The 23,064-nt window shown below is 61.9% G+C and carries 19 protein-coding genes and 1 tRNA gene; 12 read left to right on the plus strand and 8 right to left on the minus strand.

Annotated elements, in window-relative coordinates; genetic code table 11:
- Positions 1 to 36 precede the first annotated feature (36 nt).
- Together AC1DVE_RS21155 and AC1DVE_RS21160 are read left to right on the plus strand one after the other, a co-directional pair.
- Positions 37 to 1,698, plus strand: coding sequence for a GMC family oxidoreductase (locus tag AC1DVE_RS21155; protein WP_223455998.1), 1,662 nt, complete (start codon positions 37 to 39; stop codon positions 1,696 to 1,698).
- 140 nt (positions 1,699 to 1,838) lie between these two features.
- The gene (locus AC1DVE_RS21160) at positions 1,839 to 3,461 is read left to right on the plus strand and encodes an MFS transporter (protein WP_223455999.1); all 1,623 of its coding nucleotides are present in this window, start codon (positions 1,839 to 1,841) and stop codon (positions 3,459 to 3,461) included.
- A 53-nt stretch (positions 3,462 to 3,514) separates the two neighbouring features.
- Here the strand turns inward: AC1DVE_RS21160 and AC1DVE_RS21165 are convergent, their stop codons facing one another.
- Positions 3,515 to 3,883 (minus strand): DUF427 domain-containing protein, encoded by a 369-nt coding sequence (locus AC1DVE_RS21165; protein WP_008046975.1) that lies wholly within the window; start codon positions 3,881 to 3,883, stop codon positions 3,515 to 3,517.
- A 349-nt stretch (positions 3,884 to 4,232) separates the two neighbouring features.
- Here AC1DVE_RS21165 and AC1DVE_RS21170 point away from each other — a divergent pair, with 349 nt between their 5' ends.
- From AC1DVE_RS21170 to AC1DVE_RS21180, 3 genes are all read left to right on the plus strand, one after another.
- The gene (locus AC1DVE_RS21170; protein ID WP_263287412.1) at positions 4,233 to 6,179 is read left to right on the plus strand and encodes a DNA topoisomerase III; all 1,947 of its coding nucleotides are present in this window, start codon (positions 4,233 to 4,235) and stop codon (positions 6,177 to 6,179) included.
- Between the two features lie 105 nt (positions 6,180 to 6,284).
- Positions 6,285 to 6,788, plus strand: a complete 504-nt coding sequence (locus AC1DVE_RS21175) for a GNAT family N-acetyltransferase (RefSeq protein WP_223456001.1) — start codon at positions 6,285 to 6,287, stop codon at positions 6,786 to 6,788.
- Positions 6,789 to 7,311: 523 nt separating this feature from the next.
- Positions 7,312 to 7,641 (plus strand): hypothetical protein, encoded by a 330-nt coding sequence (locus tag AC1DVE_RS21180; RefSeq protein ID WP_032829393.1) that lies wholly within the window; start codon positions 7,312 to 7,314, stop codon positions 7,639 to 7,641.
- A gap of 114 nt (positions 7,642 to 7,755) precedes the next feature.
- On the opposite strand, the gene AC1DVE_RS21185 is transcribed toward AC1DVE_RS21180, so the two are convergent.
- Positions 7,756 to 9,258 carry an aldehyde dehydrogenase family protein gene (locus AC1DVE_RS21185; protein WP_223456002.1) on the minus strand — a complete coding sequence of 501 codons (1,503 nt, stop codon included), beginning with the start codon at positions 9,256 to 9,258 and terminating at the stop codon, positions 7,756 to 7,758.
- A 365-nt stretch (positions 9,259 to 9,623) separates the two neighbouring features.
- Between AC1DVE_RS21185 and AC1DVE_RS21190 the strand changes: the two genes are divergently transcribed.
- The gene (locus tag AC1DVE_RS21190) at positions 9,624 to 10,130 is read left to right on the plus strand and encodes an HvfX family Cu-binding RiPP maturation protein (protein WP_223456003.1); all 507 of its coding nucleotides are present in this window, start codon (positions 9,624 to 9,626) and stop codon (positions 10,128 to 10,130) included.
- 68 nt (positions 10,131 to 10,198) lie between these two features.
- On the opposite strand, the gene AC1DVE_RS21195 is transcribed toward AC1DVE_RS21190, so the two are convergent.
- Together AC1DVE_RS21195 and AC1DVE_RS21200 are read right to left on the minus strand one after the other, a co-directional pair.
- Positions 10,199 to 11,173 (minus strand): nitrilase-related carbon-nitrogen hydrolase, encoded by a 975-nt coding sequence (locus AC1DVE_RS21195; RefSeq protein ID WP_223456004.1) that lies wholly within the window; start codon positions 11,171 to 11,173, stop codon positions 10,199 to 10,201.
- Between the two features lie 101 nt (positions 11,174 to 11,274).
- On the minus strand, positions 11,275 to 12,207 hold the full coding sequence (locus AC1DVE_RS21200; protein WP_223456005.1) for a GlxA family transcriptional regulator: 933 nt from the start codon (positions 12,205 to 12,207) through the stop codon (positions 11,275 to 11,277).
- Between the two features lie 157 nt (positions 12,208 to 12,364).
- On the opposite strand from AC1DVE_RS21200, the gene AC1DVE_RS21205 reads away from it, so the two are divergent.
- Positions 12,365 to 13,027, plus strand: coding sequence for a glutathione S-transferase family protein (locus tag AC1DVE_RS21205; protein ID WP_223456006.1), 663 nt, complete (start codon positions 12,365 to 12,367; stop codon positions 13,025 to 13,027).
- A gap of 91 nt (positions 13,028 to 13,118) precedes the next feature.
- On the opposite strand, the gene AC1DVE_RS21210 is transcribed toward AC1DVE_RS21205, so the two are convergent.
- Positions 13,119 to 13,193: transfer RNA gene (locus AC1DVE_RS21210), tRNA-Gln, on the minus strand.
- A 321-nt stretch (positions 13,194 to 13,514) separates the two neighbouring features.
- Here AC1DVE_RS21210 and AC1DVE_RS21215 point away from each other — a divergent pair.
- On the plus strand, positions 13,515 to 13,943 hold the full coding sequence (locus AC1DVE_RS21215; RefSeq protein WP_223456020.1) for a hypothetical protein: 429 nt from the start codon (positions 13,515 to 13,517) through the stop codon (positions 13,941 to 13,943).
- A gap of 105 nt (positions 13,944 to 14,048) precedes the next feature.
- On the opposite strand, the gene AC1DVE_RS21220 is transcribed toward AC1DVE_RS21215, so the two are convergent.
- The 3 genes from AC1DVE_RS21220 to AC1DVE_RS21230 all read right to left on the minus strand — a co-directional run bounded on the left by AC1DVE_RS21220 (position 14,049) and on the right by AC1DVE_RS21230 (position 17,565).
- Positions 14,049 to 16,037: a peptidase U32 family protein gene (locus tag AC1DVE_RS21220; RefSeq protein WP_223535996.1), complete on the minus strand. Its 1,989-nt coding sequence runs from the start codon at positions 16,035 to 16,037 to the stop codon at positions 14,049 to 14,051.
- Between the two features lie 276 nt (positions 16,038 to 16,313).
- Entirely contained in the window at positions 16,314 to 16,694 is a 381-nt protein-coding gene (locus AC1DVE_RS21225) for a RidA family protein (protein WP_223456008.1), read from the minus strand.
- Between the two features lie 76 nt (positions 16,695 to 16,770).
- Positions 16,771 to 17,565, minus strand: a complete 795-nt coding sequence (locus AC1DVE_RS21230) for an AraC family transcriptional regulator (RefSeq protein WP_223456009.1) — start codon at positions 17,563 to 17,565, stop codon at positions 16,771 to 16,773.
- Positions 17,566 to 17,752: 187 nt separating this feature from the next.
- Between AC1DVE_RS21230 and AC1DVE_RS21235 the strand changes: the two genes are divergently transcribed.
- The 4 genes from AC1DVE_RS21235 to AC1DVE_RS21250 all read left to right on the plus strand — a co-directional run bounded on the left by AC1DVE_RS21235 (position 17,753) and on the right by AC1DVE_RS21250 (position 23,061).
- Positions 17,753 to 19,399, plus strand: a complete 1,647-nt coding sequence (locus AC1DVE_RS21235; RefSeq protein ID WP_223456010.1) for an APC family permease — start codon at positions 17,753 to 17,755, stop codon at positions 19,397 to 19,399.
- A gap of 45 nt (positions 19,400 to 19,444) precedes the next feature.
- A complete protein-coding gene (locus AC1DVE_RS21240; RefSeq protein ID WP_223456011.1) occupies positions 19,445 to 20,371 on the plus strand; it encodes a 4-hydroxyproline epimerase in 927 nt (308 codons plus the stop codon).
- 57 nt (positions 20,372 to 20,428) lie between these two features.
- Entirely contained in the window at positions 20,429 to 21,376 is a 948-nt protein-coding gene (locus AC1DVE_RS21245) for a dihydrodipicolinate synthase family protein (protein WP_223456012.1), read from the plus strand.
- A 107-nt stretch (positions 21,377 to 21,483) separates the two neighbouring features.
- Positions 21,484 to 23,061 carry an aldehyde dehydrogenase (NADP(+)) gene (locus tag AC1DVE_RS21250; RefSeq protein WP_223533865.1) on the plus strand — a complete coding sequence of 526 codons (1,578 nt, stop codon included), beginning with the start codon at positions 21,484 to 21,486 and terminating at the stop codon, positions 23,059 to 23,061.
- Positions 23,062 to 23,064: the final 3 nt, after the last annotated feature.

A 23,064-nucleotide genomic window follows, 5' to 3' on the forward strand; every position in this document is an offset into this window, starting at 1 on the left:
ATGACAGACAACAAGAACAACAACGCGAGGTCAGGGATGCAGACTTCCCTTGATGAATACGATTACATCGTGGTCGGGGCCGGGCCGGCCGGATGTCTGCTGGCCAATCGTTTGTCGGCCAATGCGCAACATCGCGTGTTGCTGCTCGAGGCCGGTGGCCGCGACAACTATGCGTGGATTCACATCCCCGTGGGCTACCTGTTCTGCATCGGCAACCCGCGCACCGACTGGTGCTTCAAGACCGAAGCGCAACCGGGCCTGCAAGGCCGCGCCCTGAGCTACCCGCGCGGCAAGGTACTGGGCGGCTGTTCCTCGATCAACGGCATGATCTACATGCGCGGCCAGGCCGGCGACTACGACCGCTGGGCCGCCGACGGCAACCCTGGCTGGAGCTGGCAAGACGTGTTGCCGCTGTTCAAGCAGAGTGAAAACCACTTTGCCGGCGCCGCCGAATTTCACGGCGCCGCGGGCGAATGGCGAGTCGAACGCCAGCGCCTGTCATGGCCGATTCTCGATGCGTTCCGCAGTGCCGCCGAACAAAGCGGCATCGCCAGCATCGATGACTTCAACCAGGGCGACAACGAAGGTTGCGGCTATTTCCAGGTCAATCAGAAGGCCGGAATCCGCTGGAACGCGTCCAAGGCCTTTCTCAAACCCATTCGCCAGCGTCCCAATCTCACCGTGCTGACCGGTGTCGAAGTCGACCGCGTGTTGCTGGACAATGGCCGTGCATCGGCGGTCAGCGCCCGCTGGCAAGGCCAGGCGAAAAACTTCAAGGCGCGCAAGGAGATCGTCCTGTGTGCCGGCTCCGTCGGTTCGCCCAGCATCCTGCAACGCTCCGGCATCGGCCCGCGTCCACTGCTGGAGCGGCTGGGCATTGGCGTCGTCCATGAACTACCCGGCGTCGGTGGCAACCTGCAGGATCACCTGCAACTGCGGCTGATCTACAAGCTGGAAAATGCCCGCACCCTGAACCAGATTGCCGGCAGCCTGTGGGGCAAGATGGGCATGGGCCTGCGCTACCTGTATGACCGCAGCGGCCCGCTGTCCATGGCGCCGAGCCAGTTGGGCGCTTTTGCCCGATCGGGGCCGGAGCAGACTTCCGCCAATCTCGAATACCACGTGCAGCCACTGTCGCTGGAGCGCTTTGGCGAACCGCTGCATGCGTTCCCGGCGTTCACCGCGTCGGTCTGCGATCTGCGTCCGCAAAGCCGTGGCCGGGTGGAAATCCGCTCCGCCGATCCGCAGGAAGCCCCGCTGATCCAACCCAATTACCTGAGCCATCCGGAGGACCTGCGGGTCGCCGCCGACGCCATTCGCCTGACCCGGCGCATCGTCGCCGCCCCGGCCCTGCGCGCCTTCAATCCGGTGGAATACCTGCCCGGCGACAGCCTGCAAAACGAAGAACAACTGCACGAAGCCGCCGCGCGGATCGGCACCACGATTTTCCATCCGGTGGGCACCTGCCGCATGGGCAATGACGCCGACGCCGTGGTCGATGCGCAACTCAAGGTCCATGGCATCCCCGGCCTGCGCATTGCCGATGCCTCGATCATGCCGCGCATCACCTCGGGCAACACCTGCTCGCCGACGCTGATGATTGCCGAGAAGGCTGCGCAGATGATCCTCAACCCTTCTGTAAACACATCACCTGTGGGAGCGGGCTTGCTCGCGAAGGCGGTGGATCATTCACATTGATGTTGAATGACACGACGTTTTCGCGAGCAAGCCCGCTCCCACAAGGACCGCATCAGATTCACGGACATCGAGCATCACCCCTGCAAGGAACACGCAACACCAGTGGAACAACAAAAACAATCACTGTGAGGGATACCGGTATGTCAGAGAACGTTCAAACCCTGGAAGCCGTGCGCAGCGCGGGCACCAGCCAGGAAACCCAGAAAGTCATCTTCGCCTCGTCCCTCGGGACGGTCTTCGAGTGGTACGACTTTTTCCTCTATGGCGCCCTCGCGGCGGTGATCAGCAAGCAGTTCTTCGCCGGGGTCAACGACACCACGGCGTTTATCTTTGCCCTGATGGCCTTCGCCGCCGGCTTCATCGTCCGGCCGTTCGGCGCGCTGGTGTTCGGGCGGTTGGGGGACATGATCGGGCGCAAGTACACCTTCCTCGCCACCATCATCCTCATGGGCCTGGCGACGTTCTGCGTCGGGTTGCTGCCGACCTACGCCAGCATCGGCATCGCCGCGCCGATCATCCTGGTGATGCTGCGCATGCTCCAGGGCCTGGCCCTGGGCGGTGAATACGGCGGCGCCGCGACCTATGTCGCCGAGCACGCGCCCGTCGGCAAGCGGGGCTTCCACACCAGCTGGATTCAGTCCACCGCGACTCTGGGCCTGCTGCTGTCGCTGCTGGTGGTGCTGGGCTGCCGCTACTTCACCGGTGACCAGTTCGAAGTCTGGGGCTGGCGTATTCCGTTCCTGTTTTCCATCGTGCTGCTGGGCATCTCGACCTGGATTCGTATGAGCCTGCACGAGTCGCCAGCCTTCGTGAAAATGAAAGAAGAAGGCAAGCTGTGCAAACAGCCGATTCGCGACTCCTTCGGCAAATGGGAAAACCTCAAGGTGGTGTTGATCGCCCTGTTCAGCATCAATGCCGGGCAAGCGGTGACCTTCTATGCCGCGCAATTCTATGTGCTGTTCTTCCTCACCCAGTTCCTGAAAATGGACCCGGCGGTGGCCAACGGCTTGCTGATTGTCAGCGTGACCATTGGCGCGCCTTTCTTCATTTTCTTTGGCTGGCTGTCGGACAAGGTCGGGCGTAAACCGGTGCTGATGATCGGCCTGCTGCTGGCCACCGCGCTGTACTTCCCGATCTTCAAGACCCTGGCCCACTACGCCAACCCGGCCATCGACCAGGCCAGTCGCCAGGCACCGATCACCGTGATGGCCGACCCGGCCACCTGCACCTTCCAGTTCGACCCGGTGGGCAAGGCGAAATTCGACAGCCCGTGCGACAAGGTCAAGACCTTCCTGGTCAAGCAGGGTCTGCCATACCAGAGCGCAGCGGCCCCGGCCGGCAGCGGCGTGCAGGTCAGCGTCGGTGACGTGAAGATCGATGGTTTCGACGAAGCCGCCCTGCGCGGTGCCGTGACCCTCGCCGGTTACCCGCAACAGGCTGACATGCAGCAGATCAACAAACCGATGATCGTGGCGCTGATCGTCGCGCTGATCATCATCTCCGCGATGTGCTACGGCCCGCTGGCGGCGTTGATGGTCGAACTGTTCCCGACCCGCATCCGCTACACCTCGATGTCCCTGCCCTACCACATCGGCAACGGCTGGTTCGGCGGTTTCCTGCCGACCGTGTCGTTCGCGTTGGTGGTGTACACCGGGGACATCTTCTACGGGCTGTGGTACCCGGTGGTGATCACCGGGGTGAGCCTGGTGGTGGGGATGATTTGTCTGCGTGAGACGCGCAACGTGGATCTCGACAGGAACTGAGGTCATTGCTCGCGACGAGGGAGCGGCTCCCTCGTCGCGGCGATCAACCCTAATCAAACTTCGGCATCAAGCAACTCGAACTTCACTTGATCCGGGTAGAACGCCAGGTATCCGCGGATTTGCTCCACCGATACCTTGGGGTCTTCGTAACTCCACACCGCGTTGGCACTTTCATGCCCCGGCACCTGCAAGCTGAAATAACTGGCATCGCCCTTGTACGGGCAATAGCTGGTGTGGTCGGTGCGGGCGAAATATTTCTCGTCGATGTCCTCTCGCGGCACGTAGTACACCGGCGGGTAATTGGCCTCCAGCAACACCAGGGCGCGTGCCGAGGCCGCCACTTGAATGCCGTGAAATCTCACCAGCAGACAGCCAGGCTGCTCGGCGATGGTGATGACAGGGCTAGGACCGGAGCTTTTCATGGAATGCGTTCCTCATGACAGTGATGGACCTGCAAATCGGAATACCGCGTCAACGTTCATCGCGGGCAAGCCCGCAGTTTCTCGACAACACCACAGCACAACGTGGGAGCGTGGCTTGCCCGCGATGGGCTGCGCAGCAGCCCCAAAACCTGAGACCACGGTTTATCAGGTATAACCCAAGTTTCACCCTCGCGACTGCTTCGCAGCCGAACGGAGCCAGGCCGGTGTCAGCCGGCGCAGGCCTTCGGCGCGACACACCAAGCTGTACATCCATACAGATAAAGATTGCTCCATCGCCCATCAAGCGCCATTCTGTGCACCTCTGGCAAATTGATCGACGATGGTGGTTATGCGGCTGTACCTCTGTGAAAAACCTTCCCAGGCCAAAGACATTGCGGCAGTCCTCGGCGCCCGGCGCCGGGGCGATGGCTGCTGGCTGGGAACGGACGTCACGGTGACCTGGTGCATCGGCCACCTGCTGGAAACCGCACCGCCGGATGCCTACGACGCGCGCTACAAGCGCTGGGTGCTGGCCGACCTGCCGATCATTCCCGAAAAATGGAAAATGACCGTCAAGCCGCGCACCGCCAGCCAGTACAAGGCGGTCAAGCGCCTGCTCGGTGAAGCGTCCGAACTGATCATCGCCACGGACGCCGACCGCGAGGGCGAGATGATCGCCCGGGAACTGGTGGAGCATTGCCGCTATCGCGGGCCGATCCGCCGCCTCTGGTTGTCGGCGCTGGACGATGCGTCCATCCGCAAGGCCCTTGCGGCCCTCAAACCGGGGCACGAGACCTTCAGCCTCTATCACTCGGCCCTGGGGCGTTCCCGGGCCGACTGGCTGATCGGCATGAACATGAGTCGGCTGTTCACCCTGCTGGGGCGCCAGTCTGGCTATCAAGGCGTGTTACCGGTCGGCCGGGTGCAAACGCCGACCTTGCGCCTGGTGGTGGATCGCGATCGCAGCATTGCCGACTTTGTGCCCGTCCCCTATTGGGCCATCGACGTGCAACTGCTGCACAACGGCACCGCGTTCACTGCGCAATGGCGCGCGGCATCGGACGTTTGCGACGATCAGGATCGCTGCCTGAACCAGGCGCTGGCGCAACAGGCGGCGGCCGCCATGAGCGGCGCGGCCAGTGCGCGGGTGATCAAGTTGCGCACCGAACGGATGCGCGAGGTGGCCCCGCTGCCGTTCGACCTGGGCACCCTGCAGGAGGTCTGCTCGAAGAAGCTCGGTCTCGGTGCCCAGGAAACCCTCGACATCGCCCAGGCGCTGTACGAAACCTACAAAGTCATCACCTATCCGCGCAGTGATTGCGGCTACTTGCCCCTCAGTCAGCACAGTGAGGCACCAGCCATTCTGGCGGCGTTGCGCCAGGCCGATCCGGCGTTGAACGCCTTGCACGACCACCTTGATCCGCAACGGCGCTCACGGGCCTGGAACGATGCCAAGGTCAGCGCTCACCACGGCATCATCCCCACGGCTGCGGCAAAGAACCTCGAGCGCCTGGCGGGCAAACAGCGTGCGGTCTACACCCTGATCCGCGCCCGATACCTGGCGCAGTTCCTGCCCAATCACGAATACGACCGCACCCAGGCCGACTTCGACTGCGCCGGCGAGGCCTTGCGGGCTGTCGGCAAGCAGATCATCGAGCCGGGCTGGAAACGCGCCCTGCCCGAAGCGCTGGCTCCGGCCAAGGGGCGCGAAGCCCCGGCACCGCAGACTCTGCCCAACCTGGCCGAAGGCATCGATTGCGCAGTGGCCGGCGTGCAACTCAAGGACCTGTGGACGCAACCGCCAAAGCCGTTCACGGAAGGCGACCTGATCAAGGCCATGAAGAATGTGGCCAAACTGGTGGAAGACCCGCTGCTCAAGCAAAAACTCAAGGACACCACCGGCATCGGCACCGAAGCGACCCGTGCGTCGATCATCCAGGGCCTGCTCGACCGTGGTTATCTGGTCAAGAACGGCAAGGCCCTGGCCGCCACGCCGGCCGCGTTCAGCCTGATCGACGCCGTACCACGGGCCATCGCCGATCCGGGCACCACGGCGATCTGGGAACAGGCCCTGGACATGGTGCAAAGCGGGGAAATGAGCCTGGAAGAGTTCGTCACCAAACAGGCGGCGTGGATGAGCAAACAGGTCAGTCGCTGTGCCGGGCTGAGCCTGACCATCAGCGGTCCACCGCCCGGCGGCTCCGCCGCAGCCCCATGGAAGAAAAAACGTAAAGGCACCCCGCGCAAAGCTGCGAACGGCACCAAGCGCAGGGCAAAACCCGCAAGCAACACGTAAACCTGACACCGAACCCTGTGGCGAGGGAGCAAGCTCCCTCGCCACAGATCGTGCGACGCCGGCCATAATCAATGGTGTCCCTTGGCCGATCAGGAGCCACTTCGAATGTCTTCGATTGAACTGCACGCCGCCCAACGCGATGAACTGGAAACCATCGAGAACCTGATGCAGTTCTACACCTACGACTTCAGCGAATGGTTGCCGCTGAAACTGGGCGAATACGGTTTGTTCAACATCCTGCCCATGCCCGACTACTGGCGAAACCCAGCCACCCGGCCATTCCTGATCAAGGTCGACGGTGAACTGGCCGGCTTCGTGACCGTGGATAACCAGGTCCATCTACCCGGTGCCGACTACAACATCGGCTATCTGTTTGTCAGTCGACGCTTCCGTGGCCAGGGTGTCGCGCGATTTGTCGTATCCACCCTCTTGAGTCAATTCCCCGGTCAATGGCAGATTTTCCACATCGAGGCGAATCAGCCGGCACGCCTGTTCTGGGCCGCCGTGATGCCGGGGCTCAACGTTGACGGGTTCACCTTGCATCAGCAGCTGGTAGACGGTCATCCCTGCACTTTTTACCGCTTTGAGTGTCCGCCTTTGTCGTCCTGACCGACACACCTTCGACTCCGCCCGCTAATTCCCAACAGCTTTGTCCGACAATATGTAGTGACTGAAAATATTCACTACAAAACCGTTGACGCCTCCGATTTGCCCTTGCATGATGCAGACGTCTCCCCGATCGGGAGTACAGGCAACACGTTTGAGCAAGCTCGTCTGACCGCCGAGCTGTTTTTCCCGGATACACGCTGCCCACAAGGCAGATTGAAGAAGCTGACCTGGCCTGAACGTCCAGTACAAGGGCGAGAAGTCTTGGCGAGCAATCCTCATGAAGCTTGTGGCCGACCCTGAAAACGTCGGCAGTGGCCTTAAGGTTTTCGCCGCTTCTCTTCGTTGTGACGCTATTGCGTAGCAGTTATTCAACACGACTACATGCAACAGACGCAGGACCCCGCCCGATAAGGCGGTCGAACGCTGACGTCCTGGTTTCGGTGCCAGGGATCAACTAACCGATGGGCTACCTGTATTAGCGAATCAACTTTGAAAGATCACCAATTGGTCAAGGGGCTTTATGATGAATCTGAACAATCAACCAACTATCGATGAACTGGCTCGTATCTTCGCTGCAAAGAAAGACAGCCACGACAACCATATTCTCTGGATCAGCAAGTGTGGCCAGGTTCACATCGACTGCCTGTCGCCGCACGCCCATGAAGCAGAGTTCGACCAGAACAACCAGAACCTGCTGGCCCGACTGAAGATGTACCGTCGCGGCCAGGGCTATGTCGGCAAGAAAGCCGCCGCCGACAAGGACTTCATCGGTAATGTTCTGCAAACCCTGAAGCAGGCCTGGGCCTCGATGCAGAATCAGAACGAAGTTCGGGTGATTGACCGGTTCTACTGATTGAATGAGTCATTACTGACTTATTGATAAACAAGGCCTGCTCCCGATAAGGAGCAGGCCTTTTTTATGCTGGAACGAAAACCAAATGTGGGAGCGGGCTTGCTCCCACAGGGTTCAGCGTTTGACGCCCAGATCGACCTGGGTCATGCGGCTACGAATAGTGAACACACCATCACCGGAGAGAATCGCACTGCGAGCAAACAGGCGACCGCTCTCCCAGTTCGAAAGTCCCAGTTCCGGCTTGTTCAACGCGTACTGGCCGTCGACCCAACGGGTGATGCCATTGCCGACAAAAGGCGCGTTGACCGCGTTGTAGAATCGCTCCTGGGCCTCGGCACTCTCACTGATCAACGACACCGTGAATTGCGGGCTGTAGCGATTGAACAAGGCAATGGCACTGTCCAGGTCGTCGACGATTTTCAGGCTGACTTCCGGGGTTTCTTCCCACTCCCATTCACGGCCCAATTGATCTTCGGGCAACGGCTCGGCCTGCGCCTCGGTCTGATAGCCTTCGGCGCGGTACACCTCGACCGTTGCCGCCAGCCAATCTTGTGGCAGATGCGACTCGCTGCCTTCGACGATGTGCAGCTTGCAACCCTGGCCCCGTGCGGTGCCGGCCTGCTTGAGTGCGTCGAGGAACAGCGGCACCAGTTCAGCGGCGCGGTCGCGGTGAATCAGGCAGACGTTCAGGGTGTTGCAGACCTTGCGGTCCAGGGAGTTGCGCACCACGGCGGCAAAACGCTTGGCGTCGGCATCGGCATTGGCGATCAGCCACGCGCCACCGGTGCCGTGCAGGCTGACCGCCGTGCCGGCCTGCTGCGCAATGCTGCCCAACTGGCTGACGGCGCGACCCGAACCACGGGCCACCGCCAATGACAGGCGCCGGTCGGCGAACATCGCCCAACCGGCGGCGTGGTTGACACTTTCCACCAGCGACACGGCACCGGCCGGCAAGCCGGCGTCGCTCAGCGCAGGGTTCAGTGCATGGGTGACGATCGCCTGGGCCGTGCCCAACGCATCACTGCCGATGCGCAGCACGGCGGTGTTGCCGGTGCGCAATACACCGGCCGCGTCAGCAAACACATTCGGCCGACCTTCGAAGACGAACGCGACGATGCCCAGCGGCGAGACCACTTGCTCGACTTTCCAGCCATCGTGCTCGACGCAACTGATCACCTTGCCACGACTGGCCGCGGCATCACGCCAGGCGCGCAGGCCGGCGATCATGTCACGACGCATGCGCTCATCGGCCAGCAACCGGGTGGTCGAGCGACCGCGCGCCTTGGCCCGTTCGATGTCAGCCAGGTTGGCGGCTTCGATCAAGGCCCAGCATTCCGGGGTTTCCAGGCGTTGAGCAAACAGGTCGAAGAAGGCGCTGATCGCCTGGTCAGACACCGCCGACAGCGCGGTGAATGCCGCCTGGGCGCGCTCGATCGCGACGTTGGCCGCTTGCTGGTCCGCCACGGGGATCAGTAGCAACTCGCCGCTGACCTGCTCCACCAGCAGGTGGTCACCGGGCTGGAAGCGTTGCGCCAGTTCGGGGCTGACGACAGTGACACGATTACCGGCGAAAGGGATTGGCGTGCCAGCGACTAGACGTTCGAGCGCGAGGGACATGAAGCGGTTCACCATGCAGTGGGCGGCCGGAAAATGTATAGCAATTTCCCTGTGGGAGCGAGCCTGCTCTCGAAGAGGCCGGCACATCCAACATAGCTGCCGCCCGACACTCCGCCATCGTCGGATCGCCGCCCGGAGCAGGCTCGCTCCCACAGGGGTAAGGGATATGTGGTGACCGGTTACGTATCTCAATGTATACAGCCCCGCCCCAGACACACCCCGCACGCAAAACCCCGCCGCAACGACACACCGCAGATACACCCCGTTGATGAAATACACCTGTCGATTGGCCACGCCAATCAAAGCGCTCAACTCACGGGGCATGCCGTTGCCCCGCCGCCCTGACCTGAAAGAGAGCAACGTCCATGAGCACCTCCATTTCTTCGGCCGTCAAAGGCCTGTACCTGAACCTCGACCGTGCCGGCGACTGGGTTGCCCCCCTGGCGCTGCGGGTGTTTCTCGCCTGGGAGTTCCTCGAGTCCGGCCTGGAAAAATTCAACGGCCAGAACTGGTTCACCGATATCCAGGCGCGCTTCCCGTTTCCGTTCGACCACCTTCCAGCGACGCTGAACTGGGAACTGTCGATGTGGGCCGAACTGATCTTCGCCTTGACCTTGCTGGTGGGCCTGGGCACACGTTTTTCGGCGCTGAGCCTGATGGTGGTGACCCTCGTCGCAACTGCCGCCGTGCATTGGCCCGCCGACTGGCACAGCCTCAGCGAACTTGCCCAAGGCTATGCCATCAGCAACAAGGGTTACGGCAACTTCAAGCTGCCTTTGATCTACCTTGTTGCGCTTACGCCGCTGCTGCTGTCGGGTGCCGGCAAGCTCAGCATCGATGCGCTGCTGGCGCGTTTCATCTGGCGTCGCTGAAACGAAAGCTGCAACGCGGACAAACAAAAAGGGGACTTCCATGAAGTCCCCTTTTTGTTTGTCCGGAACTAACCCATCACTTCTTCCAGCCCGGTCTGCTCGGCCAGCTTCGGATGCGCGCTGCGTTCATGCACATGGGTTTGAGGGGTGCGGTCAATCAACAGGCTCAGCAATTCCGGGCGGCTGTAGTGGCCGCGGGAATCCATCATGCGTTTGCGCTTGTCGATCTGGCTCATGTCGAGATCAACAATCACCTCGCCCTCACCTTCCTGCAACGAACCCAGCACCACACCGTCCGGGCCGACGATCGCCGTGTAACAGCCACCCGAGATCGGGCCGATAGCACAACCGGTGTCGGCCATGATCTGCGCCTGCTGTTCGGGGTACAGCCACGCCGTGGAGTTGACCACAAAGCACGCGGCCTCCAGGGCATGCTGGCGAATGCTGACTTCCATTTGCGAGGCGAACAACGGACCTGCAAACGACCCCGGGTACATCGCCGCATGGATCTGTTCGCCATCGGCCATCAAGGCATAACGGGCCAGCGGGTTGAAATGCTCCCAGCAGGCCAGTTGCCCGATGCGCCCTACCGCGCTGTCGACGGCACGCAGACCGGAGCCGTCGCCCATGCCCCAGATCATGCGCTCGTGGTAGGTCGGGGAAATCTTGCGGCGACGCTGGATCAGCGAGCCGTCGGCATCGAACAGCAACTGCGTGTTGTACAGCGTGCCGCCATCGCGTTCGTTGACGCCGATGGACACGACCATCCCGGATTGCCTGGCCGCAGCGCCGATGGCATCGGTGGCGGCCGAAGGCACCGTGACCGCCTGGTCCAGCAGCTTGAGGTGTTCGGCGGCCATTTCGAACGGTGACTGCACGTAGGAAAAGTACGGGTAGTACGGCACGACGGTTTCCGGGAACACGGCGAATTGCACACCCTGTTCGCCGAGTTCGAGAATCTTCTGCACCACTTTGTCGACGGTGCCTTCACGGCTGTAAAGAACAGGGCTGATTTGTACGGCGGCGGCTTTGACGAGGGTCATGGCGGTGATCTCATTGAGGGAAAAGTTTCAACGAGATCAAGATTACGCCGATAATATAAAGACCTGAATGTCGTATACACCACCTTTCAGGACATCATGATTCAGCCCCGACTGGCACGCTGGATCACCTGCGGCGGCTGCCCGAACGCCCGAATAAAAGCGCGGCGCATACGTTCCCGGTCCCCAAAGCCGGTGTCCGTCGCCACCACATCGATGGAGTGTCGTCCGGTTTCCATCATCAACCGGGCCGACTCGACCCGCAGGTTTTCGATGGCCTTGGCCGGAGACTGGCCGGTTTCGGCATGAAACACCCGGCTGAATTGCCGAGGGCTGAGATTGGCCGCGCTGGCCAGCTCCTCGACCGACAGCGCCGACTTGAGATTCTGCTTGGCGTAGTTCAGCGCGGCCTGTATCCGGTCGGTTTTGGGGGCCAGTTCCAGCATCACCGAAAACTGCGACTGCCCGCCCGAACGCCGGTGGTACACCACCAATTGCCGCGCTACCTTGCGTGCAATGTCGACGCCCAGATCGCTCTCCACCAGGGCCAGCGCCAGATCGACGCAAGCGCTCATACCCGCCGCGGTCCACAGGTGGCCGTCGTTGATGAAGATCCGGTCTTCCTCGACCTTCACGTTCGGGTACGCCTTGCGAAAGGCCGGCACATGCGCCCAGTGGGTTGTCGCCCGCCGCCCGTCGAGCAAGCCCGCCTCCGCCAGGGCTATCGCCCCCGTGCAAATCGAGCCCAGACGCCGGGTGCCGAGACTGGCGCGGCGCAGAAACTCCAGCATGCCCGGCGTGGTCGGGCGGATCAGGTTGTCGCCCAGGACCAGCAGCGTATCGAACGCGCGCTGGTCGAACGCTTCGGTCTGCACAGCAAAACCGGCGGACGTTTGCACCAGGCCACCCGGCTCGGACAGCAAGGCAATGCGGTACAACGGCTCGTCACCGGCACTGTTGGCCAACTCGAAGGCGGCACACATGGCCAGGCCCAAAACCTGGAAACCGGGGTAAACAATGAGTCCGATCTGGTGCATGGCGATATGACCCTAAACGTGGCATGCCTGAAGTTCAGGCCAGAGACTTGTACTCTAACCCGAACAGCAGGCGCCGGACATCAGGCTGGAGCACCTCGCGCATTGGCGGATGGCGACGGATAATCAACTGGTTTCCATCCCACCGAGGAATTGAAGGATGTCACTGACTCTTTATTTCCATCCGCTCTCGTCGTTCTGCCACAAAGCGCTGATCGCTCTGTATGAACTGGAAATCGAGTTTGAAAAAAGGATCATCGACCTGGGCAACGAGGCTGACCGGGCCGAGCTACAAGCACTTTGGCCACTCTGCAAATTCCCGGTGATCCGCGATCACGACCGCCAACGGGACGTACCCGAGTCGAGCGTGATCATTGAGTACCTGGACCGGCTTCATCCCGGCCTGGCACGCCTGATTCCGGATGATTGGCAAGCCGCGTTGGAGGTGCGCCTGTGGGACCGTTTTTTCGACCTGCATGTCCAGGTGCCGATGCAGAAGATCGTCGCTGACCGAATCTATGCCGCAAACGGCGACCTGACCCGCGAACGTGCTGCGCTGATGACGGCGTACGGCATGCTTGAACGCCAGTTGGCCGCAAACACCTGGGCAGCCAGCCCCGCCTTCAGCATGGCCGATTGCGCCGCTGCTCCGGCGCTGTTCTACGCCAGCACCCTCGTACCCTTTCCTGACGATCATCGCCACTTGAGTGCTTATTTCGACAGGTTGATCCAAAGGCCCTCGGTCAAGCGGGTGATCGACGAGGCAAGACCGTATTTTTCCTTGTATCCGTTTGCCGAGGCTATCCCGGAGCGCTTTCGGTAGCGGTAGATGGGCGAACGGGAGGCAAAAAAACAACGAATCGACGAATAATAACCGTCGGTCGAGTGTTATCTGATTATGTGGGAATAAAAAATGGCAGGGGCGGCTGGATTCGAACCAACGCATGGCAGGATCAAAACCTGCTGCCTTACCGCTTGGCGACGCCCCTGTATCTGTTGCGATGAGTGCCTGGCACTCGCTTTCTTGAGTGGCAACAAGACCTGTTGCCTGCTCTCGCGACTGGCTCCCTGAGGGCCGCTGCAAGAGTGGGCGCAAATTTACCAACATTTTCCTCATATGGGAAGCCCAAACAAAAAAAATTGTTCATTAAAACAGACGCTTAGTGTCGAGCCGAATCTCGGGGTGCTATCGGCGCACTTTCACCCCGAACAGCTCTGCTACGCTTTTCCTAACTCGAATTGAATCGGGAATCGTTTACGCAACACCCTTCCCTTGCCATTTGAGGGCGCCAAAAGTGAAAGCCAAATTAATGGGGGCCGCTGCAACCCTTCTGGTACTCGGGGCCGCGATTTATGGGTTGAACACCTGGGAACACATCCAGGACCAGCGACAGGAAGCGGTCTGCAAGACCGCCCGGGAGCACCTCAATGGCCTGGAAACCCAGGCGCGAGCCCTGGCCTCCGGGTTGACGGTTGAAGCCTATGCCGAAGCCGAAAAAGCCGAGGCTGGTCAGTTGGTCCTGGCACTCGATACCGCCAAGAATGAAGCCGAGGTCGATGCCGTCATCGACAAGCACGCCGCTGCCATCGAGGCGCAGATAACGGCCGAGAACGCTGAGGTCCAGTCCCGAGGCGAACAACCCTTCCTCGGTCAGGAACTGAAAAAGCAACGCATCCCCACCGACGTCAAACAGGAATTCAAACGCGCTGAAAAGGCTGTCGCCGACACCTGTGGATAGTGTCGACCGCCAGCTCCAGGTTTGTCGCCAGCGCCTGGACTTCAGCAAAAGCAGGTTTCAAGCAGGAACAGGTGAGCGCGCCGTTGCGACGCACTCACCGGTCACTCAGTGCGGCGCGCGCGGGATGGTCTTGAGCAGGTCTTCGGGGCTGATGTGACCGACCACGCTGCCCGGTTGCGGCAGGTTGAGGATGTGGCCTTTCATCTTGCCGATGATGTGCATCTCGCAAGGCTTGCAGTCGAACTTCAACGTCAGCACTTCATCGCCGTGGATCAGCTGCATCGGCGCAACCTTGGTGCGCACGCCAGTCACGCCCTTGGCCTGTTTCGGGCACAGGTTGAAGGAGAAACGCAGGCAGTGCTTGGTGATCATCACCGGCACCTCGCCGGTTTCCTCGTGGGCCTCGTAGGCCGCGTCGATCAGCTTGACGCCGTGGCGGTGATAGAAGTCCCGGGCCTTCTGGTTGTAGACGTTGGCCAGGAACGACAGGTGCGAATCCGGGTACACCGGCGGCGGCGTGGTTTCGGCCTTGCGGCTGCCACGCGGGTGGGCGGCGATCCGCGCTTCGGTCAAGGCTTCAATCACTTCACGGCGCAAGGCCTTGAGCTGCGAGTTGGGGATGAAGTACGCCTGCGGCGCGTCCAGCTTGATGTCGATAGCGTGGTACTGCGTGGTACCCAGTTGGCCGAGCAGATCCTGCAATTGCTCCAACGCCTGTTCCGGCTTGTTGGCGGCGCCGAACGGGCCAGCCAGGGTGACGCTGGCGCTGATGCCCTCTTCACTGGTAGCGATCAGTTCCAGCTGCTCTTCACGCAGGCGAGCGACCCAGTTCAGGGCGATTCGACGCTCGGCGGAGGTCTTTTGCAGCGCCTGTTGCCAGTTGTGATCGAGATTGCGATTCAGCGGATGGTTGGGGCGCAGCTTGTACATGCCCTCCGGCATCTCGTTGGGCTCGACGCGATAGCGATAGCGCTTCTCCCCATCCTCCTCGAACTCGCCTTTGGGTTCGGCGATGTTGGCGCGGAAACCCACCACTTCACGCTTGACCAGCACGTTGAGGCCGTCGCCGTTGGACAGCGGCTCGTGCGTCACGACCTGCATGTCACGCTTGGCGACTTTCTCGACCACACCCACCGGCAGACCGGTGAAGGTCGGCGAGTCAAAGGCGCCGATATCAATCTTGCGGTCAGTGACGAAGTAATCGGTGCTGCCACGGTGGAAGGTTTTTTCCGGGTCAGGCAGGAAGAAGTGCGCGGTGCGGCCGCTGGAGGCACGGGCCAGGTCCGGGCGGTCTTCGAGCACAGCATCGAGGCGCTGGCGGTAATAGGCGGTGATGTTTTTCACATAGCCCATGTCCTTGTAGCGGCCCTCGATCTTGAACGAACGCACACCGGCCTCGACCAGGGCGCGGATGTTGGCGCTCTGGTTGTTGTCCTTCATCGACAGTAGGTGCTTTTCGTAAGCGATCACTCCACCCTTTTCGTCCTTGAGGGTGTACGGCAGACGGCAGGCCTGGGAGCAGTCGCCACGGTTGGCGCTGCGCCCGGTTTGCGCGTGGGAAATGTTGCACTGACCGGAAAACGCCACGCACAACGCACCATGGATAAAGAACTCGATGGCCGCGTCGGTTTCGTCGGCGATGGCGCGGATCTCCTGGAGATTCAGCTCGCGGGCCAGCACCAGTTGTGAGAAACCGGCCTGATCGAGGAACTTCGCCCGCTCCAGGGTGCGGATGTCAGTCTGGGTACTGGCGTGCAGTTCGATCGGCGGAATGTCCAGTTCCATCACCCCCAAGTCCTGGACGATCAGCGCATCGACGCCGGCGTCGTACAACTGGTGGATCAGCTTGCGGGCCGGTTCCAGTTCGTTGTCGTGCAGGATGGTATTGATGGTGGTGAACACCCGGGCGTGGTAGCGACGGGCGAACTCCACCAATTGGGCGATATCGCTCACTTCGTTGCAGGCATTGTGGCGGGCGCCGAAGCTCGGGCCACCGATGTAGATGGCATCGGCGCCATGCAGGATGGCCTCGCGGGCGATGGCGACATCGCGGGCAGGGCTGAGCAATTCCAGGTGATGTTTGGGCAAAGACATAATTTTTTTAGTCAGGCTTGTCACGGTCGAGGCGTGCATTGTAGCGGCGAAACGCCTGACCGGCACCCGTATGCTGCCGGGTGGCGTTTCGGGCAGGCCTGGCGTGCCTGAATCACTGTGGGAGCTTTACGTCGTACGCAGAATTTGTGCACAACAACATTCAACTGTGGGAGCGGGCTTGCTCGCGAAAGCGCTGGGTCAGTCAACACTTGTGCAAGCTGACACGCCGTCTTCGCGAGCAAGCCCGCTCCCACAGGGTTTTGTGTGTCGCTGAGATCAGGCCTTGGCGGCCATCGCAGTCACTTCCACGCGCATGCCTTCAACCGCCAACGCGGCAACCCCGACAGCGGCGCGCACCGGCCATGGCTTGGCGAAGTAGCGCTTGTAGACTTCGTTGAACGCGGCGCGGTCGGCCATGTCGGTGAGGTAGATGGTCAGGTGCATCACGCGGTCCATGGAACTGCCAGCACGCTCCAGCGCGACCTTCAGCGCTTGCAGGGTGCATTCGCTTTGCAGGGTGATGTCGCCCAGTTCCAGGCTGCCGTCGGCGCGGGAGGGGATCTGGGTGGAGACCAGCACACCGCCGAAACCGACGACGTCGGAGGAAATCGAATCCGCATCGGGATCGGGGGTAAAGGTCAGGTCGTGGTTTGCCATGAGGACTCTCTTGCTTGAAGTGATGAGGCTGGCGCCTTTTGCGCGGCCAGTTTACAGGGCCATTGACGGCCCGTCGCTAATCCAGCCCGGACGGCTGCTCGTGACCGGTGGCCTGGCGGTACTGGCGCGGGGTGAAACCGGTCAATGCCTTGAACTGCCGGGTGAACGCACTGTGGTCGGTATAGCCGCATTGCAGGGCGACCTCGGTGATCGGCAGGTCGGTGTGGAGCAGTCGATGCGCGTGCTCCAGGCGCACCTTCTGGATCATTTGCCGTGGCGTCAGATGGAACACGCGCTTGCAGTAGCGTTCCAGTTGCGCCACGGAAATGCCGGCGATGCGCGTCAACTCGCCCAGGGTGACGCGCTGGTTGAAATGCGCGCGAATGTGCTCGTCCACCGCCGCCAGGCGCTGGTACGCCGGGTGCGTGTCACTGGCCGATTGCAGGTCGACCGAGATGCCCACCAAGCCGATGATTTCATTGCGGCGATTATACAAGGGTCGCTTATGGGTCAGGCACCAGCCAGGTTCGCGGCTGCCGTACAGATGCAGTTCCAGCTGGTCTTCCAGCACCAGACCTTGCTCCAGCACACGCCGGTCCTGCTCGGTATATCCGGGCCCCAATTGCTCTGGAAATACCTCGGCGCTGGTTTTCCCCAGCAGCGGTTTCAGCTGCTTCAAACCACAGCGCTGCACCAGCGTGCGGTTGGCCATGACATAGCGCGCCTGCACATCCTTGATGAAGATCGCCGCATTCGGAATGACATCCAGCATGGGCAATAACAGCGCAACGCCTGCCAGCAATTGCTCGATGGATTCGGGGCGGTTCGAGTCGTCGCCCTGGCACAACAGCGCAAACGCATCCTGAGTCATCTACCTGTATCTCCCAATGATCGGCATCTGCCCATTGTGCTGATTTCGTCATCGACACCCAAGCAAAACATCAATCGCGAGCACGCCGCCGAGTTCACTCTATGGCCACCGCCCTCCTCGGCAAAACCGACCGGGGCGTCTTGAAGTGCACACCTGCCTATCCAATAACTCACAAGAAGGCGATGCCATGTCAGGCCAAGGCAAGTTCAAAAAACAACTTTCGTTGATAGACCTTACGTTTATCGGACTGGGGGCCATCTTCGGCTCCGGCTGGTTGTTCGCAGCCAGTCACGTGTCCGCCATCGCGGGGCCGGCGGGGATCTTTTCCTGGCTGCTGGGCGGTTTTGCGGTGCTGCTGCTGGGCATCGTCTACTGTGAGCTTGGCGCTGCGCTGCCCCGTGCCGGCGGTGTGATTCGCTACCCGGTTTACTCCCACGGCCCGCTGCTGGGTTACCTGATGGGCTTCATCACGCTGATTGCGTTTTCCAGCCTGGTGGCCATCGAGGTGGTCGCCGCGCGCCAGTATGCCGCTGCGTGGTTTCCCGCATTGACCCAGGCCGGTTCCAGCAATCCAACGGCGCTTGGCTGGCTGCTTCAGTTCGGCCTGTTGTGCCTGTTCTTCATGCTCAACTACTACAGCGTGAAAACGTTCGCCAAGGCCAACAACCTGATCAGCATGTTCAAGTTCATCGTGCCGTTGCTAGTGATCGGCGTGCTGTTCACCTTCTTCAAACCGGAGAATTTCCAGTCCCAGGGCTTCATGCCGTTCGGGCTGTCCGGTGTCGAGATGGCGGTGTCCGCCGGCGGCATCATCTTCGCCTACCTGGGGCTGACGCCGATCATCTCGGTGGCCAGCGAAGTGAAGAATCCGCAACGCACCATCCCGATTGCACTGATCCTCTCCGTACTGCTCTCCACCGCCATCTATGTGTTGTTGCAAGTGGCGTTCCTCGGCGGCGTGCCCACCGAAATGCTCGCCAACGGTTGGGCTGGCGTCGCCAAGGAACTGGCCCTGCCATACCGCGACATCGCCCTGGCGTTGGGTGTGGGCTGGTTGGCTTATCTGGTGGTGGCCGACGCGGTGATCTCCCCCAGCGGTTGCGGCAACATCTACATGAACGCGACCCCGCGGGTGATCTACGGCTGGGCGCAGACCGGCACCTTCTTCAAGGTTTTCACCCGTATCGATGAAAAGTCCGGCATCCCGCGTCCGGCGCTATGGCTGACCTTTGCCCTGTCGGTGTTCTGGACCCTGCCCTTCCCTTCGTGGGAAGCCCTGATCAACGTGGTCTCCGCCGCGCTGGTACTGAGCTACGCCGTGGCCCCGGTGTCGGTGGCCGCACTGCGTCGCAATGCGCCGGACATGCCGCGCCCGTTCAAGGTCAAGCGCATGGGTGTCCTGGGCCCGGTGTCGTTCATCATCGCCGCGCTGATCGTCTACTGGTCCGGCTGGAGCACCGTGTCCTGGCTGCTCGGCCTGCAGATCCTGATGTTCGTGGTGTACCTGCTGTGCGGACGTTTCGTGCCGACCCAACACCTGAGCCTGGCCCAGCAAGTGCGCTCTTCGGCATGGCTGATCGGCTTCTATGCCGTGACCATCGTGCTGTCCTGGCTCGGCAGCTTCGGCGGCATGGGCGTACTCACCCATCCTTTCGACACCCTGGTCGTGGCGGCCTGCGCGATGGGCATCTACTACTGGGGCGCAGCCACCGGCGTGCCGGCGCATCTGGTTCGCCTGGAAGACGAGGACGGTGAAGACGAAGCCGATCCCGTTTACAGCGGCACGGCCACAGGCCAGCGCCCGATTGGTGCCTCTGTCCAGACTTCACGCTGAGATTCAGGCCAGCAAAACCTCTGAGTTCTTCCAATGGAAAGGTTTATGAAAAAAGTACATGTCATTGATTCCCACACCGGCGGCGAACCGACTCGCCTGGTGATGTCGGGCCTGCCCCAGTTGTCCGGCCGGACCATGGCCGAGAAGCGCGATGTCCTGCGCGAGCAGCATGACCAATGGCGTCGCGCCTGCCTGCTGGAGCCCCGTGGCAACGATGTGCTGGTGGGTGCGCTGTACTGCGAACCGGTGTCGCCGGATGCCACCTGCGGCGTGATCTTCTTCAACAACGCCGGCTACCTCGGCATGTGCGGCCACGGCACCATCGGCCTGGTCAACTCGCTGCATTACCTGGGGCACATCCAGCCCGGCGAGCACAAGATCGATACGCCGGTCGGCCCGGTCAGCGCCACGCTGCATGAGGACGGCAACGTCACCCTGCGCAACGTGCCCGCCTACCGCTACCGCCAGCAGGTGCCGGTCGAAGTGCCGGGACATGGCCGCGTGTACGGCGACATCGCCTGGGGCGGCAACTGGTTTTTCCTGGTGTCCGATCACGCCCAGGCGTTGCAGATGGACAACGTCGAATTCCTCACCGAGTACACCTGGGCAATGCTCAAGGCCCTGGAGGCCCAGGGTATCCACGGCGAGGACGGCGCGCTGATCGACCACATCGAACTGTTTGCCGACGACGAGCTGGCCGACAGCCGCAACTTCGTCATGTGCCCCGGCAAGGCCTACGACCGCTCGCCCTGCGGGACCGGCACCAGCGCGAAACTGGCGTGCCTGGCAGCCGACGGAAAACTGGCCGCCGGTGAACGCTGGGTCCAGGCCAGCATCACCGCCAGCCAATTCGTCGGCCGCTATGAATGGGAAGGCGAACGCATCATCCCTTTCATCACCGGCCGTGCCTACATGACCGCCGACAGCACCTTGCTGATCGACGAACAGGACACCTTTGCGTGGGGCATCTGAGACCCACGCCTTTTCCCTAACCCGATCTGAATGAACGCTTCAAGGAGTGACAACAAAATGAGCGACAACATTTTCACTGGCTGCATCCCTGCACTGATGACCCCATGCACCGCCGAGCGCAAGCCGGACTTCGACGCACTGGTGGCCAAGGGTCGCGAGCTGATCGACATTGGCATGAGCGCGGTGGTGTATTGCGGTTCCATGGGTGACTGGCCGCTGCTGACCGAAGCCGAGCGTCAGGAAGGCGTGGCGCGCCTGGTGGCCGCCGGCGTTCCGACCATCGTCGGCACCGGTGCCGTCAACAGCCGCGAAGCGGTGTCCCATGCGGCACACGCGGCCAAAGTCGGCGCCCATGGCTTGATGGTCATCCCTCGCGTACTGTCTCGCGGCGCTTCGGCCACCGCACAAAAAGCCCACTTCGCCGCGATCCTCCAGGCCGCTCCAGGCCTGCCGGCGGTGATCTACAACAGCCCTTACTACGGCTTCGCCACCCGCGCCGACCTGTTCTTCGAACTGCGCCGCGAGTACCCGAACCTCATCGGCTTCAAGGAGTTCGGCGGTGCCGCCGACCTGCGCTACGCCGCCGAACACATCACCTCCAAGGACGATGACGTGACCCTGATGGTCGGTGTCGACACCCAGGTGGTCCACGGTTTCGTCAACTGCAACGCCACCGGCGCCATCACCGGCATCGGCAACGCACTGCCGCGTGAAGTGTTGCGCCTGGTGGCCTTGAGCAAACAAGCGGCCAAGGGCGATGCCAAGGCGCGTCGTCAGGCCCGGGAACTGGAATCCGCGCTGGCGGTGCTGTCGTCCTTCGATGAGGGCTGCGACCTGGTGCTCTACTACAAGCACCTGATGGTGCTCAATGGCGACAAGGAATACACCTTGCACTTCAACGAGACCGATGTGCTCAGCGATGCCCAGCGTCGTTACGCCGAGAACCAGTACACGCTGTTCCGCCAGTGGTACGAGCAGTGGTCGGCCGAGCAGAACTTCGCCTGACAATCAGCCGGTACAGCGGCGTGCCAATGCGCGCCGCCTTTATTTTCGCCCGCGGCGGTACGGCGTTTTTTTCACAAACGCCTCCCCTCTTTTTTTCAGGAACGACCATGACTCTGACAGGCAATATGTTGATCGGCCAGCAGGCCATCGCCGGTAACCGCGAAGCGATTCGCGGCATCGATCCCGCCACTGATCTCCCCCTTGAACCGGCCTATCACGGTGGCAGCGGCGAACACGTCGAACAGGCCTGCGCCCTGGCCTGGCTTGCCCTGGACAGCTACCGCGCAACGTCCCTGGAGGCCCGCGCCGAATTCCTCGAAACCATCACCAGCGAAATCGAAGCCCTCGGCGATGAGTTGATCGACCGCGCCGTGGCCGAGACCGGCCTGCCGCGCCCGCGTATCCAGGGTGAACGGGGCCGCACTTGCCAGCAACTGCGCACCTTTGCCCGCACCGTACGTGCAGGCGAATGGCTGGATGTACGGGTCGACTCCGCGCAACCGGAACGCCAGCCCCTGCCCCGCCCGGACCTGCGTCAGCGTCAGGTGCCGCTCGGCCCGGTGGCGGTGTTTGGCGCCAGCAATTTTCCCCTGGCCTTCTCCGTCGCCGGCGGTGACACCGCGTCGGCGCTGGCCGCCGGTTGCCCGGTGATCGTCAAGGCCCATGGCGCACACCCGGGCACCAGTGAACTGGTAGGCCGAGCCGTGGCCCGCGCGGTCAAACTGTGCGGGCTGCACGAAGGCGTGTTTTCGCTGTTGTACGGCTCCGGCCGCGAAGTGGGCATCGCCCTGGTCACCGACCCGCGCATCAAGGCCGTGGGTTTCACCGGCTCGCGCAGCGGCGGCATCGCCTTGTGCAACGCGGCCCAGGCGCGGCCAGAGCCGATTCCGGTGTACGCGGAAATGAGCTCGATCAACCCGGTCTTGCTGTTCCCGGCAGCGTTGCAATCGCGAGCCGTAGCCCTGGCGCAAGGCTTCGTCGCGTCCCTCACCCAGGGCGCCGGCCAATTCTGCACCAACCCGGGTCTGGTGATTGCCCGCCAAGGCCCAGCCCTTGAGCACTTCATCCAAACGGCTGCGCAACTGCTACAGCGCAGCCCGGCGCAGACCATGCTCACCCCCGGCATTTTCAAGGCCTACGAGGCCGGTGTCGGTGCGCTGGCCGAGCATGCCCACGCTGACACTGTGGCCGTCGGCCTGCAGGGCGAAGCCCCGAACCAGTGCCAGGCTCACCTGTTCGTCACCCGGGCCAGTGAGTTTCTCGCCGACCCGGCGTTGCAGGCAGAAATGTTCGGCGCCGCGTCGCTGATCGTGCAATGTGCCAGCGACGAGGAAATCCGCCAGGTCATTGAACACCTGGAAGGCCAGTTGACCGCCACCCTGCACCTGGACGATGTCGACGTGGAGAGCGCCAGGGCCTTGCTGCCAACCCTGGAGCGCAAGGCCGGGCGCCTGCTGGTCAATGGCTGGCCGACCGGGGTCGAGGTGTGCGACGCCATGGTTCATGGTGGCCCGTTCCCGGCGACGTCCGATGCGCGCACCACCTCGGTCGGCACCGCCGCCATCCTGCGGTTCCTGCGCCCGGTCTGCTATCAGGACTTCCCGGACGCCTTGTTGCCGGCCGCGCTCAAGCACGGCAACCCGTTGCAGTTGCGCCGCCTGTTCGACGGCCAGAGAGAAGCCTAGGCC

This window comes from Pseudomonas sp. P4_B4 (assembly GCF_056402255.1).